Here is a 16,171-nt window from a genome sequence, read left to right on the forward strand (position 1 = left end):
GAAATCCATGTCATCCGTGCTTTGGGCGCCGGCGCCAGCCGCGTTCCAATCGTCCAACCTTGCGCGCTTTTGCCTGGCCAACGGCTTCAACCCGCGCGACTACGAGACGCTGCATCGCTGGTCGATCAGTGATCCCGGTGCGTTCTGGCGGGAGGTGTGGGACTTTGCCGGCGTGATCGGCAATCCCGGCGCGCGATCTTTCCTGCGCGATGATCAGGCGCCGATGACGCAGAGTCGGTTTTTCCCGGACGCATCGCTCAATCTCGCGGAAAACCTGCTGCGGGGCGACGATGATCGGGTCGCGGTCATCGAGGCCGACGAGAGCGGTCATTTCCGCACCTTCACCCTTGGCGAGTTGCGTCGGCTCGTCGCCAGCACCGCGCAAGGCCTGCGCGCGGCCGGCGTGGTCAGCGGCGACAGCGTCGGTGGCATCCTGCCCAACCGGGTCGAAGGCCTGGTGGCGCTTCTGGCGACGCTTTCGATCGGCGCTGTCTGGTCGTCCTGCTCGCCCGATTTCGGCGCCGCGGCGATCGTCGACCGGCTCGGCCAGATCGGCGTCAAGGTGTTGTTCGCAGCACCGCGCTACCGCTATGCGGGCAAGGAGCACGACATCTCCGGCAGGCTAACTGAGATCGTCGCGGCGATGCCGACGGTGACCACGCTGGTGCTGACCGGCGACGATAAGCCCGCCATGCCGGCGGCTGTTGCTTTCGAGGATTTCGGCGCACACGCTCCGTTGGCCTTCGAACGCGTGCCCTTCGATCATCCGGCCTATGTGCTTTACACCTCGGGTACCACGGGTGCGCCCAAGGCGATCGTCCACCGCGCCGGCGGCGTGCTGCTCCAGCATCTGAAGGAGCATCTGCTGCATGGCGATGTCCGCCCCGGCGACGTCATGAGCTGGTACACCAACACGGCCTGGATGATGTATCATTGGCTGATCTCGGGCCTCGCCTGCGACGCGGCTGTTTTGCTCTATGACGGCGCGCCGATCCTGAAGACCGCTGATGGCCTCGACCCCAGTCCGCTGTGGACAATGGCGCAGCGTGCAAGCGTCACGCATTTCGGCACCAGCCCGAAATATCTGGCGACGCTGGCCGCCGAAGGCTACGCGCCGGGACGTCTGCACGACCTGTCCTCGCTGCGCTCCCTGCTCTCGGCCGGTGCGCCGGTCTCGCCCAGCCAGTTCGACTGGGTCTACGCGCATGTGAAGCAGGATATGATCTTTGCCTCGATCTCGGGCGGCACCGAGATCATCGGCTGTTTCCTGCTCGGTTCGCCGATCCATCCGGTTCGCCGTGGCGAACTGACAGTGAAGGGGCTGGGCCTCGCGGTGGTTGTCATGGACGAGCGCAATGCGCCGGTCATAGGCAGGCAGGGGGACCTGGTCTGCACCGAACCGTTCCCGTCCATGCCGCTGACATTCTGGGGAAAGGACGGCGACGCGCGCTACCACGCCACCTATTTCGCGGCACGCCGGGAAATCTGGACGCATGGCGATGTCGCGGAGATGACCCCGCATGGCTCGGGGATCATCCATGGTCGATCGGACACGACGTTGAAGCCCGGCGGCGTGCGCATCGGCACGGCCGAAATCTACGCCGCCTGCGAAAACTTTGCCGAGATCGAGGATTGCCTGGTGTTCGGCGCGCCGGTCGAAGGCGACGAGGAGATCGTGCTTTGCGTCAAGCTCAACGACGGTTTTGAGCTGACGCCTGAGTTCGCCGCGCAGATCCGCCGCGCCATTCGTGAAGGCGCATCGCCGCGCCACGTGCCGCATCGCATTCACGCGGTGCGGGCCGTGCCCTACACGCTCAACGGCAAGAGGGTGGAAGGTGCGGCGCGAACGACGCTCGAGGGCAAGCCGGTGAAGAACATGGCTTCGCTTGCCAATCCTGCATGCCTCGAGGAATACCGCGCGCTCGATAGGAGCAAGGCGGCATGAGCCGGGCCAGGGGAGCGATCGTCGGCATCGGCGAATTGAAGCCGCAGCGCCTGACCAGCGGCGTGACGACGCTGGAGATGATCGCGGAGGTCTCGCGCCTGGCGGTGTTCGATGCCGGGCTGGAGCCGAGCGCGATCGACGGGCTTCTGGTCGGGCCGCAGGTCGGCGAGACGCCGCAACATGTCCCGGCAACGATTGCCGAGTATCTCGGTCTGGCGCCGACCATGGCCAATGTCGTCGACCTCGGCGGCGCTTCGGGTGCGGGGATGGTCTGGCGCGCGGCGGCGGCCATCGAGGCCGGCATGTGCGAGACGGTGCTGTGCGTGCTCGCCAACAATCGCGAGGAGGCAGCACCGCGCTCGCCCAACCGCAATCCGATCCGCGAGTTCGACGTGCCGTTCGGCGCCTCGGGCGCCAACATCTCCTACGCGCTGCTGATGCAGGCCCATATGGCGCAGCATGGCTCGACAGCCAGGGATTTCGCGCTGATCGCCGCGGCGGCGCGGGCCAACGCACAGCTCAACCCGGACGCAATCTTCTTCGGCAAACCGGCGGATGCGGACGCCGTGCTGGCTTCGCCGATGATCGCCTCGCCATTGCATCTCTACGAAATCGTCATGCCGGTTGCCGGCGGCGAGGCGGTGATCGTCACCTCGGCCGAACGTGCGCGCTCGCTGCCCAGAAGACCTGTGCATCTGCTCGGCGCCGGCGAGAAGGTCACGCATCGCGCGGTCAGCCAGGCGCCCAGCCTGACCTCCGGTCCGCTGAAGAGCGCCATGGCGCGGGCCTTCGCGCAGTCCGGAACCGGCGTCAAGGAGATGGATCTTCTGTCGCTCTACGACTGCTACACGATCATGGTCGCCACGACGATCGAGGATGCCGGGCTCTGCGCGGCGGGCGCGTTCGGCGCATGGCTGCGTGACCACGATCTCTCTCACCGGGGCGACAAGCCGCTCAACACCCATGGCGGCCAGCTCGGCTTCGGCCAGCCGGATCTTGCCGGCGGCATGACCCATGTCGTCGAAGCGGTGCGGCAGCTGCGCGGCGATGCTGGCGAACGCCAGATTGGCAAGGCCGGCCTCGCGCTTGTCACCGGCAATGGCGCGACGATGAGCGAGGCGACCGCGCTCGTGCTGGGAGCCGGCTGATGCCCATCGATTTCAACGCCTTGAAGACCCCGGCCCCGACGAGCACCGCGCTGACCCAGCCATTCTGGGATGCGGCGGCGCAAGGGCGGCTGAAAATCCAGCACTGCGAGGACTGCGGCAAGGCCGTGTTCTATCCACGCCCGATCTGCCCGCATTGCTGGGGCAAGCGCCTTGTCTGGAAAGAGGTGTCGGGCAAGGGCAGGCTGAAATCCTTTTCGCAAGTGCACAAGCCGGGCCATGCCGGCTGGTTGCCGGCGGCACCTTACGTGGTCGGGCTGGTCGAACTGGCCGAGGGTCCGACCATGCTGAGCTTCATCCTGCCTGGCGCACAGCCGCCCAGGGCAGGGGACGCGTTGCAGCTAGCGCCGACGGCGATCGGCGGCCGCGTCCTGCCAGCCTTCAAACCAGTCGAAACCGCAACAGAGGAGGAAGCCGCAATGAGCACCGAGACGAAAGACGGCTGGGCAGGCGTGGTGAAAGGCCGCCCGCAAGTCGGCGCCTTCGCCGAACGCACGCGGCGCACGCGCGCCAGCGACATCGAAGCGTTCACCGACATCACCGGCGACCGCAATCCGCTGCACTATGACCGCGCGCTCGCCGAGAGATCGGTGTTCGGCAAGCTGATCGTCCAGGGCGGCGTCACCTCAGGCATCCTCAACGCGCTGGTCGCCGAAGACCTGCCGGGACCCGGCACCGTGTTCCTCGAAGTCGCCTGGAAGTTCGTCAAGGCGGTCGGCGTCGACGAGGAGATCACCGGACGCGTCGAGGTCAAGGAGGTGCGCCCCGACAAGCCGATCTGCAAGATCGAGACATCCGTGCGCAACGGCCAGGGCGAGCTTTGTCTCACCGGCACCGCGACGGTGTTCACCGTGCCGCTGCAAGGCGCATGAGCGCGATGGACGACAGCCGTCCTGGCGTGGCCGCCGACAGCGAACGCTGGCGTGTGCTGTCGCTGCTTTGCCTGGCTGTCGTCCTGTCGCTGACCACCTGGTTTTCGGCAACCGCCATCCTGCCGGAGTTGAAGCAGGAACTGGCTCTTAGCTCTGGCGCCGAGGCGTGGCTGACCAACGGTGTCCAGGTCGGCTTCGTGATCGGCGCGCTGGTGGCGAGCCTGGTCAACCTTCCCGACCTGGTGCGGCTCAGCCGTCTGATGGCGGCCGCAGCATTGGTCGCCGCGCTCGCCAATGCCAGCTTGCTGTTTCATCCCGATGCGGGCGGCGCCATTGCCGCGCGCATCGTCACCGGCGCGGCACTTGCCGGCGTCTATCCGCCGGCCCTGAAGCTGGTCGCAACCTGGTTCACGCGCGACAGGGGGCTGGCGCTTGGCGCGGTCATTGGCGCGCTGACGGTTGGCTCGGCGCTGCCGCATCTCTTCCGTGCCGCCTTGAGCGCGCTCGACTGGCGGCCGGTGGTTGCCGCCGCCAGCCTGGCGACGGCCATCGGCGCGCTGCTGTTCCTGCTGTTTGCCAGGGAAGGGCCCTATCCCTTCGGCAAAGCGGTGTTCGAGCCGTCGCGCATCGGCCAGGTGTTTCGCGAAAAGCCGCTGCTGCTGGCCAATCTCGGCTATCTCGGCCACATGTGGGAGCTCTACGCCATGTGGGCGTGGCTGCTTGCATACACGCGCGCCGCTTTCGAAGCGCAGGCGATCGGAACGACCGCTACCGCCTCGCTGTCGACCTTCTTCGTCGTCGCCTCCGGCATCCTCGGCTGCCTGCTCGGCGGCTATCTTTCGGACCGCATCGGCCGCACGGCGACCACCGCCGGCATGATGATCGTCTCGGGAAGCTGCGCACTGCTCATGGGCTTCCTGTTCATGGGGCCGCTTTGGCTGTTCATGCTGGTCGCCATCGTCTGGGGCATTTCGGTGGTCGGCGATTCCGCGCAGTTTTCCGCTGCCGTCACCGAACTCGCCGACCGCCGTTTCGTCGGCACGGCACTGTCGGTGCAACTCGGCGCCGGTTTCGCGCTGACGGTCCTCGCCATCTGGCTGACGCCGCGCTTTGCCGACTTCATCGGCGGCTGGCGCTGGGCCTTCCTGCTGCTCGTTCCCGGCCCGCTTCTCGGGGCCGTGGCCATGCTGTGGTTGCGAAACTTGCCGGAGAGCGTGAATATGGCCGGCGGCCTCCGCTAGGGAGGACGCTGCCGCTCTCTGAGTCGCGGCAAAATGATTTGCGGCGGGCTGAATGGAACAAACGACCAGAATGCGTGGGCGTCCTCGCTACGACCAGGAAGATGCCGCAGCCGCCGAGGCGTTCCGCTCGATCGGCTCCAAGGTCGAGCTCAATCGCGACGAGGCCGCACCGCTCTGGGTGCAATTGCGTAACCAGGTCGAGGAAGCCATAAACACCGGCCTGCTGGCGGCCAATTCGCGCATCCCTTCCGAGCAGGCGCTGTGCGACTTCTTTGGCGTCTCGCGCCCGGTCGTGCGCGCCGCGATCGGCTCGCTGTCCAGCGAAGGCCGCATCATCAAGATGCCCCGCAAGGGCATGTTCGTCGCGGCACCGCGCGAGCATGTCGACTTCATGACCGCCAATCTCGGCGTGTTCGACGACCTGACGGCGAAAGGCCACAAGGTCTCGACGCGCACGCTCGAAATCTACCGCTGCCCGCCGAACGAGAAGGAGTCCAAAGTCTTCGGCATTCCTGCCAATGGCAGCGTGGTCCGCATCAGCCGCGTCTACATGACCGACGGCGCGCCGATTACCATGACGCGCATCAGCCTGCCAGGGCACCGGGTGCCCGGTCTCGAAAACATCCTGTCGGAAAACCAGTCGATTTTCGGCACCATCCGCGCGGTGTTCGGCCTGACGGTGAAGCGCGCCGATCGCTGGCTGCGCGCGGCGTTGCCTACTAAGGAAGAGGCCGAGCAGATGGGCGTTGCCGCCAACACGCCGCTGATCGAAATCGAGTCGATCGCCTATGACGCGGACGGTGCGGCGCTCGAATATTACGAGGCCTTCTACAACTCCTCCGTCGCCCGCATCCACATGGCGGTCGAGCAACCGTCCGCGACGGTGAACGGTGTCGATCGCACCTGAGTATTCACAGCACAAAAAAGATTCCGTTTTCTGGTTATAACCAGATTGACGGACCAGGGAAGCTTCTGTAACGTCCTCGTTATGGGGCCGGGAGGAGCCTGACCCAGGCATTATCAGGACCGGCTGGCTTGCGACGCCGCTTCGGCGGCGAGGGGAAGATTTTGCCCGCGCCAAGCCTGATCCTGATGGAGGATTTGCATGGACTACCGGTCGCAATTCGACCTGACGGACGAGGTTGCCGTCGTCACCGGCGGTGCCAGCGGCATCGGTCTAGAGGCCGCCAAGGCGCTCGGCACCTGCGGTGCGCGCATCGTCCTGCTCGACGTGAATACGCAGGGCCTGGATGTAGCCGCCGAGGCGCTTAAGAAGGCCGGTGTTGGAAGCGTCGATGGCCGCGTGCTCGACGTCACCGATCCGCGTGCCGTCGAGGCGAAGGCCGCCAAGATCGTCAGCGATTTCGGCCAGGTCGACATACTGGTCAACAGCGCCGGCATCGCTCGCCTAAACACCGCGCTCGACACATCAGACGAGGAATGGCGCCTGGTGATGGATGTCAACGTCAACGGCGTCTACTGGGCCTCGCGCGCTTTCGGCCGGTCCATGGTCGCCCGCAAGAAGGGCTCGATCGTCAATCTCGGCTCGATGTCGGGCCTGGTCATCAACCGTCCGCAGACCGCGCCGTCCTACATGGTGAGCAAGGGCGCCGTGCACATGATGACCAAGGCGCTCGCCGTCGAATGGGCGAAGTCAGGCGTTCGCGTCAACGCGCTCGCGCCCGGCTATGTCGGCACCGAGATGACGTTGAAAATGCGCGAGCGGCCCGAACTCTTCAACACCTGGATCGACATGACGCCGATGGGACGGCTCGGCGAGCCGCACGAGATCGCTTCGGCGATCCTGTTTCTCGCCTCGCCGGCGTCGAGCTACGTCACCGGCGCGATCCTGTCGATCGATGGCGGCTACACGGCCTGGTGAGGGCCGAGCAAGGATTGGAATATCGCATGACCGTTTCGGACCTAGAGGCACGCCAGGCAATCATCGACGCCTGCCTGGAGATGAACGCGCTGGGCATCAACCAGGGGACGTCAGGCAATGTCAGCAGGCGCCATGGCGAAGGCATGCTGATCTCGCCGACCAGCACGCCTTACGAGACGTTGGTGCCCGAGGACATCGTCTTCATGGCCTGGGACGGTGAGGTCGACGGGCGCCTGCCGCCGTCAAGCGAGTGGCGTTTCCATCTCGACATCATGAAGGCGCGGCCCGAGGTCAACGCGGTCGTCCACGCGCATCCGACCTACTGCACGACCATCGCCATCATGGGCAGGAAGATACCGGCGATCCATTACATGGTGGCGGTTGCCGGCGGCAGTGACATTCGCTGCGCTCCTTACGCCACCTTCGGCACGGCGGAGCTCTCGGCGCATGCGGTGGAGGCGCTGCGCGACCGCAAGGCCTGCCTGCTCGCACAGCACGGCATGATCGCGGTCGGTTCCAGCCTCAGCCAGGCGATGTGGCTGGCGGTCGAGGTGGAAACGCTGGCGCGCCAGTATCACGGCGCCCTGCAGATCGGCGAGCCGCCGATCCTGTCCGAGGAAGAGATCGAAAACGTCATCAAGCGCATGGCCAGCTATGGCCTGCGCGACAAGGAGGCTGCTGCCTGAGCCGCAGTCATCTGGCAGAATCCTCCGGGAAGGCCCGGAGCGATCAACAAGGGAGGAATGAAATGACCGGATCCATGAAAGGCCTCGTCAAGGCGCTCGCTTTGGGGTTGGCGGCGGCTTGCAGCCTGGCTGCCATATCGAGCGCGAGTGCCGAGGAACTGTCGCTGAAGGGCAAGCGCATCGGCGTTTCCGCCATCGGCACCGATCACTATTGGGACCTGATGGCGTTCAAGGGCATCCAGGACCGCGTCAAGGAACTGGGCGGCGAAGTGATCGCGCTCGACGCCGGCCGCAAGGACCAGCAGCAGATCGCGCAGCTGCAGACGTTGATCGCGCAGAAGCCAGACGTCATCATCGAGCAGCTCGGCAATCTCGAAGTGCTGAACCCGTGGCTGCAGAAGATCCGCGATGCCGGCATCCCGCTGTTCACCGTCGACACCGCGACACCGCACGCCATCAACAACACCACCTCCAACAACTACAATATCGGCGCCGAGATCGCGCTACAGATGGTCGCCGACATGGGCGGCAAGGGCAATGTGCTGGTCTTCAACGGCTTCTACAGCGTGCCGGTCTGCAAGATCCGCTACGACCAGCTGAAATATGTGCTGACCTCGTTCCCCGACGTGAAGATCGTCGAACCGGAACTACGCGACGTCATCCCGAACACCGTGCAGAGCGCCTATTCCAACGTCACCGACATGCTGACCAAGTCGCCCGAGAAGGGTTCGATCGGCGCAGTGTGGGCCTGCTGGGACGTGCCGCAGATCGGCGCCACGCAGGCGGTCGAGGCGGCCGGCCGCAACGAGGTCAAGACCTACGGCATCGACGGCAGCCCGGAAGTCATCAAGATGGTGATGGATTCGAAGTCGTCCGCCGGTGCCGTGGCAGCGCAGCAGCCCTATGAAATCGGCAAGACTTCGGTTGACAATGCCGCCAGATATCTTGCCGGCCAGAAGGTGGCGCCCTTCACCTTCGTGCCCGCGGTGCTGATCAACAAGGAAAATGCCGCCGAAAAGGGAAAACCCTTCCTCGACGCGGCCGAGAAGGCTGGCGTTAAATAGGCTGAGCGTAACGGCGGGCAGCCAAGCCTTTGGGGCTGCCCGCCATCATCAACCAGGATTGACGGCCATGCAGACAGCAAAGCGTGAAATTGCTGTATCGATGACGGACATATCGAAGCGGTTCGGCCCGGTGCGTGCGCTGGAGAACGCGAACCTTCAGATTGCGCGCGGCTCGATCCTCGGGCTTGTCGGCCAGAACGGCGCCGGCAAGTCGACGATCATCAAGGTGCTGGCCGGCATCATCAAGCCGGACAGCGGCACCATCGTCATCAATGGCGAGACCGTGACCTCGCTGTCGCCGGCATCGGTCGAAAAGCTCGGTGTGCATTTCATCCATCAGGACAGGCTGTTGGTGCCGACCGCGACGGTCGGCGAGGCGGTGTTCCTCGGCCACGAAATCGGCTTCGGGCCGTTCGTCAGCCGCCGCGCCATGGAGCGCAAGGCGGCCGATCTGTTGAAGCGGTTCTTCGGCATGGAATTGCCGGCGGGAACCCTGGTCAAGGACCTGACCACGGCACAGCAGAAAGTCGTGCAGATCACCCGGGCGCTGGCGCAAAAAGCCTCGGTGCTGGTGCTCGACGAGCCGACGGCGGCCTTGGTGAAGCGCGAGGTCGACAGCCTGTTCGACGTGCTGCGCCGGCTGCGCGACGACGGTATCGCCGTGGTCTTCATTTCCCACTACATGCAGGAGATCGAAAAGCTCTGCGACCGTGTCACGGTGATGCGCAACGGCACCGATGTAGGCACAGTCGACCCGCGCGAGACATCGATCGATGCGATCATCTCGATGATGATCGCCCGCGATGTCGGCGAGATGTTTCCCAAGCGTTCTGTCACGTTGGGCGCGCCGGTGCTCGAAGTCGCCAATCTGCGCCTCGGCGGCGGTTTCGAAAACATCGGCTTCAATGTTCGCGCCGGCGAGATCGTCGGCCTCACCGGCCTGCTCGGATCCGGTGCCAAGGAGATCGTACAATGCCTGTTCGGCCTCAAGACCGCCGACGGCGGCTCGATCACGGTCGAGGGCAAGCAACTCGCGCTGTCGACGCCGGTCAAGGCGGTACGCGACGGCATCGCCATGCTGCCGGAGGATCGCCGCGCGCATGGCGTGGCGCTTGGCCTGTCGGTACGCGAGAATATTTCGCTGGCCAGCCTGCGCCGCTATTCGAAGAACGGCATGGTCAGCCGCAACAGCGAGAACCAGGCGGTCGACGGACTGATCAAGGAATTGTCGATCAAGACGCCGCATCGCGACGCGCTGGTGCGCGAACTCTCCGGCGGCAACCAGCAAAAGGTGGCGATCGCCAAGTGGCTGAGCTGCCAGTCGCGTGTCTATGTTCTGGACGAGCCGACGGTGGCCGTCGATGTCGGCGCCAAGGTCGAGATCTACAATCTGTTGAACCGGCTGTCGGGCGAGGGCGCGGCGATCCTGCTTCTGTCGTCCGACCTGCTCGAACTGGTCGGCGTCTGCGACAGGGTGCTGGTTGTTTATCGCGGTCGGCTTGCCGGCACCTTCTCCGGCCCGTCGATGAACAGCGACGCGTTGCTCGCGGCCTCTTCAGGCGCCCGCTCGAACGCTGATGGAATGGCGGCATGAGCGCGACAACTCTCCACACTGAGGCCGGCGCGTCCGATGAAACCCGCACCACCGGCAAAAGTGCCGGCCGGCGCTTCGCCACCCTCGTCGTGCGGCTCGGCGCGATTGCCGCCTTCGCCGCGATCATGGCCTATTTCGTCGTCTTCGCGCCGGGCTTCACCTCGACCTTCAACCTCATCAATGTCGTCGAGCAGTCGGCGATCCTGGGCGTGCTCGCCTATGGCATGACGTCCGTCATCATTGGCGGCGGCTCCGATGTCACCGAAGGCGGCATAGACCTGTCGATCGCCGCCAATATGGGGCTATGCGCGGCTGTCTACGCGACGCTGTTGTCGATGGGCTATGGCGACTTCCTGTCCGTGCTCGCGGCCATCGCCGTCGGCATGGCGGTTGGCGCGCTGAACGCCCTTGCCGTTGTCGGTCTTGGCATCCTGCCGCTGCTGGCGACGCTTGCCGTGCTGAACGTCGCGGCCGGCATGGAACTTACGCTCACCCAGAACACGGTTGTCGGCGCATCCTCCCCGCTGCTCGGCTTTCTGGTCTCAGGCAGCTTCCTCGGCATTTCAGCACTCGCCTGGGCGTTGATCGTGTTCTCTGCGATCATCATCGCCATCATCCATGGCACGGCGTTTGGGCTGCGGCTCTACGCGGACGGCGGCCATCCCGAAGCAGCGCACGCGGCCGGTCTCAGCGTGCCCTTCTATGTCTCCTTCACCTACGTGCTGAGCGGCTTCTGCGCGGCGGTGGCAAGTGTGCTCACCGTCTCGCGCCTGTCAGCCAGCACGCCCGGTTCCGGCGAACTGCTTCTGTCGGTGCTGGCGGCCGCACTGTTGGGCACCGTCTTTTCCCGCCGCTTCGTGCCGACCATGGGCGGCACGCTGCTCAGCGTGCTGTTCATCGGCTTGCTCGCCAATGGCTTCCAGCTGCTCAACGTCTCCAGCTACTGGGTCAATGGCGTGCAGGGTGCGCTGATCCTGCTGGTGGTCGCCATCACATCCTTTGCCCGCGGTTCGGAGGGTTCACGATGAGCGTCTCGGCCAATGACAGCTCCAAGATGAACCTGCGCGCCTTCCTCGCCAAATACAGCGTGCTTATTGCCTTCGCGGCGATCGTCATCTTCTTCGCCGTGGCGAGCCCGACCTTCTTGACGCCGGCGAACCTCTTCAACGTGCTGGTCAACAATGTCGTCATGCTGGCGATCGTGGCGCTGGGGCTGACCATCGTCATCTCGTCGGGTGGCATCGATCTCTCCGTCGGCGTCTCCGTAGACATGGCCAGCATGGTCTTCGTGATGCTGCTTGCCACCGGCTATAGCGGCGTGGTCGGCGTCGGCGGCGGATTGGGCGCGGCGCTGATCGTCGGCATCCTCAACGCCATCCTCATCACCAGGCTGAACATCAGCCCGTTCCTTGCAACGCTCGGCGTGCTGTTCATCGGTCAGAGCACGCAGCAGCTTGCCACAAGCGGCGGCCAGCCGATCTATCTCACAAGCGGCTATGCCGCTGACCAGTTCAACGCCATTGCCCGCACCGATTTGTTCGGCGTGCCGACGCCGGTGATCGTGCTTGTCGTCGTGGCCGTTGCGGTCCATGTTCTCCTACACCGTTCGGTCTTCGGCCGCTATGTGCAGGCGATGGGCGCGCAGCCCGGTGTGGCCTGGTATTCCGGCATTCGCGTGCCGCGCGAGCTTTCCATGGTTCATGTGCTGTGCGCGCTGCTTGCCGGCGTGACCGGCATCCTGCTGTCGGCGACGGTGAAGTCCTACGTGCCGCTGTCCGGCAACGCCTTCCTGCTCGACGCCATCGGCGCCACCTTCATCGGCACGACGCTCAGCCGCGAGCGCAAGCCCTCGGTGATCGGCACGCTGCTCGGCGTGCTGCTGCTTGCCATCGTCAAGAACGGGCTGCTGCTGGTCGGCTGGAATTTTTACTGGCAGCAGGTCGGCATCGGCGTGCTCGTCTTCCTGGTGCTGGCCGCAAGCTTCGGCCTGCGCCGCGCCTCGCATTGAGTTCGAAAGGGTCGTCTCCCATGCCACAATTCGACGTCAGCTCGATCGGCTTCTACGTCCTCGACATTCTCGGCCGGCCGGTGTCGCGCATCCCCGAAGGCGGGCGTGCCGACTTCATCGAAGAGATCCGCATGACGGTCGCCGGCACCGCCGGGGCCACCGGCATGGACTGCGCCATCCTCGGAATGAAGACACGCGCCGTCACGACGCTTGGCACCGACGACATGGGCGACTGGTTCCTCGCCAAGCTCGGCAAGTACGGGTTGGAGACGAGCCTTGTCCGGCGCGACGGCCGCGTTCAGACCTCTTCCACCATACTGCCGGTGCGGCCGAACGGCGAGCGACCGGCCTTGCATGTGCCGGGCACCGCGACCTTGTTCGAGGTCGCCGATGCCGATCTCGATGCCGCGCTTGACGCCACCATCGTCCATGTCGGCGGTACAGGCCTGCTGAAGCGCTTTGATGGCGAGCCGACGGTCAAGCTTCTGAAGCGGGCCAAGGAACTCGGCCGCATCACCACTTTCGATCTCATCCAGGCGACGCCGGAGACGTGGAAGCTGGTCGAGCCGTGCCTGCCTTACATCGACTATTTCGTGCCCAGCATCGACGAGGCCGGCGAGATGGCGCATGACCGCGACCCGGCCCGCGTTGCCGCCTTCTTCAAGGCAAGGGGCGTGAAGAACTGCATCATCACGCTCGGCGCTGACGGCGTCCATGTCTCGCCGCAGCATGGTGAGGATTTCCACCTGCCGGCCTTCGACGTCGAGGTCTTCGACACCACGGGCTGCGGTGACTCCTTCACCGCTGGGATCATCGTCGGCATCATCAAGGGCTGGGACCTCAGACAGTCGGCGCGCTTCGCAACCGCCGTCGCCGCCAAGGTGGCCATGGGCCTCGGCTCCGACGGCAAACTCGTTTCATTCGACGACACGGTCTCGGCGATGAACTCGCTGCCGGTCAAGACATCAAAGGCGCAAGCAGCATGACCATTCTTCCTGAAGCCAAGGGCAAGACGGCTCTCGTCACCGGCGCCAGCCGGGGCATCGGCAGGGCTCTCGCGAAAGGGCTGGCTGAAGCGGGCTTCGACGTCGCCGTCACCGACCTGCCGTCGCAGGCGGCTGAGCTTGCCGTGACCAAGGCCGAGATCGAGGCCGCCGGCCGCAGGGCCTATGTCTATACGATGGATGTCAGCAAGAAGCGCGAGATCGAGGCGATGGCGCAGGCGCTGCTTGCGGCGGCAGGCCGCATCGACGTGCTGGTCAACAATGCCGGCATCCTGAAGCCCAGCCTGCTCCAGGACCTCGACGAGACCAGCTGGGACGCGCATTTCGACATCAATGCCAAGGGCGTGCTGATGATGTGCCAGGCCGTGCTGCCGCATATGCGCGCCAGGAGATCGGGCAGGGTGATCAACATCGCATCGATCGCCGGCCGCCAGGGTGTGCCGACGCAAGGTCATTACGCGGCGACCAAATCGGTGGTGATCACGCTCACCCGCGTGCTGGCGCAGGAAGTCGGCATGGACGGAGTCACCGTCAATGCCATCTGCCCCGGCATCATCCTGACCGAGATGGGCAAGAACAACCTCGGCAGCGAGGCGGCGATCCGCCATTGGGAAGATGTCGCGGCGCTGAAGCGCCTCGGCGCACCGGAAGATGTCGTCGGGCCGGTGCTGTTCTTCGCCTCGGATCTGTCGGCCTTCGTCACCGGCCAGTCGCTCAACGTCGACGGCGGCATCTACTACCACTGATCCTCGCCGGTCTGGCCTACGTGTCGCCATGACTACCCGGTGTGATACGAGACACAAGCGTCAGTTTTCTGGCCATATCACCCTGACGCTACGAAGACGCTCCGGCTCATTTTCACTACTGATCGAACATGAAAAGCCCGCCGACCGAAGTCGACGGGCAATTTCCTCGTACTACGCCGTTTCCCAGATGCCCCCGCCAGAGAGAGCCAGGAACCTAGCGCTGGATACTCCTACTACCGCCTCCCGTTGTAGGCTGTAACCCAGCGGCAACAGCCCGGAGCGATTCACCAGGCCTAACCACATACGCGGGACAATCCTGGCCGCACCCGCGCTGCTAGGACACGTGGGCCAGATGCTGCTCGCCGGGCATTTTCTTCAACCGGCAAACCAGCCAAGCCAACGCGAAAAACGTCGCTCAGCCTGCGTGGCCAGAGGGATCAGAATTCCGTCTCAACACGTGAGAAGAAGGTGACGAACCTGAAGAACGCGAAATTTACGTCGTGCTGGGCACACTCGGCAAGATTAGCGTGACAGTGACCATGCAGCGCTCCTGTAATCTGATCGAAGCCCTGCTGACGCGTTTCGGAACTACCGCGCCAGCACGGCCCCGAGTGTTCAAAGGACGTAACCGCCGTCCATCGTGATGCCGGTGCCGGTTACAAAGGCCGCTTCATCGCGGGCGAGGTATGAGATGAGCCCGGCGACCTCTTCGGGCGTGCCGGTGCGCTTGAGGATGGTGCCACCTGCAGCCGCCCCGTGGTCGGGGATCATGTCCGTCCCGATCGCGCCGGGCTGGATGTTGTTGACCGTAACGCGGCGCGGCGCGAGATCATGCGCGACGCCCTTAACCAGAGCCGCGACCGCACCCTTGCTCATCTGGTAGGCGCTGACGCCGGCGGAACCGGCACGGATCGCGACATTGCTGCCGACCGTAATGACACGTCCACCATCCCTTAGGTGGCGCTGGGCCCGATGGTCATGCTGCTTGACGAGATCAGGCGCCGCGCGGATGGAATCTTCCTTGCTCAGCAGAACTGTAATCCTGTTGTGTTGAGATAGACGGCATAGAGCGAGCTGCTGGCGGCGATGAACAGGCGATTTCGATGAGGTCCGCCAAAGCAGACATTGGCGACAGTCTCAGGGACAAGAATCTTGCCAAGAAGCGTGCCGTCCGACGCAAAGCAGTGCACGCCGTCGCCAGCTGACACCCATAGGTTGCCGTCGACATCGATCCGAAAACCATCAGGGATGCCGGGATCGATCTCGGCAAAGATGTAAACATTCGAAAGCCGACCGTCTTCGCCCACGTCAAAGCAACGGATATGGTGCGGTTTATCCCGGCCGTGGGAACGGCCGCTGTCGGCGATGTAGAGACGTCCCTCGTCCGGGGAGAAGGCGAGGCCGTTCGGCTTGTCGAAGTCGCCAGCTGCCACCGTCAGCGCACCTGACTTGGGATCAAGGCAGTAGACGTTGCAGGCCCCGATCTCACTGGGTGCTTTGTAGCCCTCATAGTTGCTCAGGATGCCGTAGGGCGGATCGGTGAACCAGACAGTATCGTCGGATTTGACCACGACATCGTTGGGAGAATTGAGACGTTTGCCCTCGAGCCGATCGGCCAGGATCGTGATGCTGCCGTCGTACTCGGTGCGCGTGACGCGCCGCTGCCCATGTTCGCAGCTGACCAGGCGTCCTTGCCGGTCGCGCGTATTGCCGTTGGAGAAATTCGAAGGATGGCGGAAAACGGAAACAGTCTCCGTCACTTCATCCCACTTCAGCATCCTGTTGTTGGGAATGTCGCTGAAGAGCAGAAAGCGGCCGTCGGCGAAGTACACTGGCCCTTCGGCCCAGCGCATTCCAGTATGGAGTTTTTCGAGCCTGCACAGAGAGATAATGAAATCCTGGAAGCGATCATCAAGAACCTCGTAGTATGTCATTTTGACAGGCCTTGCTTGCTAGGGTTTGC

15 protein-coding genes are annotated in these 16,171 nt (G+C 64.4%); 13 read left to right on the forward strand and 2 right to left on the reverse strand.

The window, feature by feature from the left end; genetic code table 11:
* The first annotated feature begins 7 nt into the window (after window positions 1–7).
* The 13 genes from ACLGL5_RS15690 (at window position 8) to ACLGL5_RS15750 (ending at window position 14,208) form a co-directional block, all read left to right on the forward strand.
* A complete protein-coding gene (locus ACLGL5_RS15690) occupies window positions 8–1,945 on the forward strand; it encodes an acetoacetate--CoA ligase (protein WP_069091491.1) in 1,938 nt (645 codons plus the stop codon).
* Window positions 1,942–3,093, forward strand: a complete 1,152-nt coding sequence (locus tag ACLGL5_RS15695; protein WP_069091492.1) for a thiolase family protein — start codon at window positions 1,942–1,944, stop codon at window positions 3,091–3,093. The genes ACLGL5_RS15690 and ACLGL5_RS15695 overlap by 4 nt, the downstream gene beginning before the upstream one ends.
* Entirely contained in the window at window positions 3,093–3,983 is an 891-nt protein-coding gene (locus tag ACLGL5_RS15700) for a MaoC/PaaZ C-terminal domain-containing protein (protein WP_223217780.1), read from the forward strand. Before ACLGL5_RS15695 ends, ACLGL5_RS15700 begins: the two co-directional genes overlap by 1 nt.
* Window positions 3,980–5,224 (forward strand): MFS transporter, encoded by a 1,245-nt coding sequence (locus ACLGL5_RS15705; RefSeq protein ID WP_069091493.1) that lies wholly within the window; start codon window positions 3,980–3,982, stop codon window positions 5,222–5,224. The genes ACLGL5_RS15700 and ACLGL5_RS15705 overlap by 4 nt, the downstream gene beginning before the upstream one ends.
* A 70-nt stretch (window positions 5,225–5,294) precedes the next feature.
* A complete protein-coding gene (locus ACLGL5_RS15710) occupies window positions 5,295–6,131 on the forward strand; it encodes a GntR family transcriptional regulator (RefSeq protein WP_069091494.1) in 837 nt (278 codons plus the stop codon).
* 198 nt (window positions 6,132–6,329) lie between these two features.
* A complete protein-coding gene (locus tag ACLGL5_RS15715; protein WP_069091495.1) occupies window positions 6,330–7,106 on the forward strand; it encodes an SDR family NAD(P)-dependent oxidoreductase in 777 nt (258 codons plus the stop codon).
* A 26-nt stretch (window positions 7,107–7,132) separates the two neighbouring features.
* Entirely contained in the window at window positions 7,133–7,792 is a 660-nt protein-coding gene (locus ACLGL5_RS15720) for an L-fuculose-phosphate aldolase (RefSeq protein WP_064983486.1), read from the forward strand.
* 62 nt (window positions 7,793–7,854) lie between these two features.
* Complete coding sequence (locus ACLGL5_RS15725; protein ID WP_083246647.1) at window positions 7,855–8,856, forward strand: sugar ABC transporter substrate-binding protein; 1,002 nt, start codon at window positions 7,855–7,857, stop codon at window positions 8,854–8,856.
* Window positions 8,857–8,923: 67 nt separating this feature from the next.
* Window positions 8,924–10,450 (forward strand): sugar ABC transporter ATP-binding protein, encoded by a 1,527-nt coding sequence (locus ACLGL5_RS15730; RefSeq protein ID WP_171903268.1) that lies wholly within the window; start codon window positions 8,924–8,926, stop codon window positions 10,448–10,450.
* Window positions 10,447–11,478 carry an ABC transporter permease gene (locus tag ACLGL5_RS15735; RefSeq protein WP_069091497.1) on the forward strand — a complete coding sequence of 344 codons (1,032 nt, stop codon included), beginning with the start codon at window positions 10,447–10,449 and terminating at the stop codon, window positions 11,476–11,478. Before ACLGL5_RS15730 ends, ACLGL5_RS15735 begins: the two co-directional genes overlap by 4 nt.
* Window positions 11,475–12,458 carry an ABC transporter permease gene (locus ACLGL5_RS15740; protein WP_019856582.1) on the forward strand — a complete coding sequence of 328 codons (984 nt, stop codon included), beginning with the start codon at window positions 11,475–11,477 and terminating at the stop codon, window positions 12,456–12,458. The genes ACLGL5_RS15735 and ACLGL5_RS15740 overlap by 4 nt, the downstream gene beginning before the upstream one ends.
* Window positions 12,459–12,478: 20 nt before the next feature.
* Window positions 12,479–13,444, forward strand: coding sequence for a carbohydrate kinase family protein (locus ACLGL5_RS15745; protein ID WP_069091498.1), 966 nt, complete (start codon window positions 12,479–12,481; stop codon window positions 13,442–13,444).
* Window positions 13,441–14,208, forward strand: a complete 768-nt coding sequence (locus tag ACLGL5_RS15750; protein WP_069091499.1) for an SDR family NAD(P)-dependent oxidoreductase — start codon at window positions 13,441–13,443, stop codon at window positions 14,206–14,208. Before ACLGL5_RS15745 ends, ACLGL5_RS15750 begins: the two co-directional genes overlap by 4 nt.
* Window positions 14,209–14,823: 615 nt before the next feature.
* Here ACLGL5_RS15750 and ACLGL5_RS15755 read toward each other — a convergent pair.
* Window positions 14,824–15,330, reverse strand: coding sequence for an SDR family oxidoreductase (locus ACLGL5_RS15755; protein ID WP_083246650.1), 507 nt, complete (start codon window positions 15,328–15,330; stop codon window positions 14,824–14,826).
* Window positions 15,234–16,142, reverse strand: coding sequence for an SMP-30/gluconolactonase/LRE family protein (locus tag ACLGL5_RS15760; protein WP_069091501.1), 909 nt, complete (start codon window positions 16,140–16,142; stop codon window positions 15,234–15,236). The genes ACLGL5_RS15755 and ACLGL5_RS15760 overlap by 97 nt, the downstream gene beginning before the upstream one ends.
* Between the last annotated feature and the right edge of the window lie 29 nt (window positions 16,143–16,171).

Source organism: Mesorhizobium sp. U510 (assembly GCF_059180695.1).

What these genes read in the sequence shown, in the direction of transcription:
- ACLGL5_RS15720 (WP_064983486.1), top strand. Translation starts at nt 7,133, where the DNA reads ATGACCGTTTCGGACCTAGAGGCACGCCAGGCAATCATCGACGCCTGC.
- ACLGL5_RS15750 (WP_069091499.1), top strand. Translation starts at nt 13,441, where the DNA reads ATGACCATTCTTCCTGAAGCCAAGGGCAAGACGGCTCTCGTCACCGGC.
- ACLGL5_RS15725 (WP_083246647.1), top strand. Translation starts at nt 7,855, where the DNA reads ATGACCGGATCCATGAAAGGCCTCGTCAAGGCGCTCGCTTTGGGGTTG.
- ACLGL5_RS15735 (WP_069091497.1), top strand. Translation starts at nt 10,447, where the DNA reads ATGAGCGCGACAACTCTCCACACTGAGGCCGGCGCGTCCGATGAAACC.
- ACLGL5_RS15740 (WP_019856582.1), top strand. Translation starts at nt 11,475, where the DNA reads ATGAGCGTCTCGGCCAATGACAGCTCCAAGATGAACCTGCGCGCCTTC.
- ACLGL5_RS15690 (WP_069091491.1), top strand. Translation starts at nt 8, where the DNA reads ATGTCATCCGTGCTTTGGGCGCCGGCGCCAGCCGCGTTCCAATCGTCC.
- ACLGL5_RS15760 (WP_069091501.1), bottom strand. Translation starts at nt 16,142, where the DNA reads ATGACATACTACGAGGTTCTTGATGATCGCTTCCAGGATTTCATTATC.
- ACLGL5_RS15745 (WP_069091498.1), top strand. Translation starts at nt 12,479, where the DNA reads ATGCCACAATTCGACGTCAGCTCGATCGGCTTCTACGTCCTCGACATT.
- ACLGL5_RS15705 (WP_069091493.1), top strand. Translation starts at nt 3,980, where the DNA reads ATGAGCGCGATGGACGACAGCCGTCCTGGCGTGGCCGCCGACAGCGAA.
- ACLGL5_RS15700 (WP_223217780.1), top strand. Translation starts at nt 3,093, where the DNA reads ATGCCCATCGATTTCAACGCCTTGAAGACCCCGGCCCCGACGAGCACC.
- ACLGL5_RS15715 (WP_069091495.1), top strand. Translation starts at nt 6,330, where the DNA reads ATGGACTACCGGTCGCAATTCGACCTGACGGACGAGGTTGCCGTCGTC.
- ACLGL5_RS15710 (WP_069091494.1), top strand. Translation starts at nt 5,295, where the DNA reads ATGCGTGGGCGTCCTCGCTACGACCAGGAAGATGCCGCAGCCGCCGAG.
- ACLGL5_RS15730 (WP_171903268.1), top strand. Translation starts at nt 8,924, where the DNA reads ATGCAGACAGCAAAGCGTGAAATTGCTGTATCGATGACGGACATATCG.
- ACLGL5_RS15695 (WP_069091492.1), top strand. Translation starts at nt 1,942, where the DNA reads ATGAGCCGGGCCAGGGGAGCGATCGTCGGCATCGGCGAATTGAAGCCG.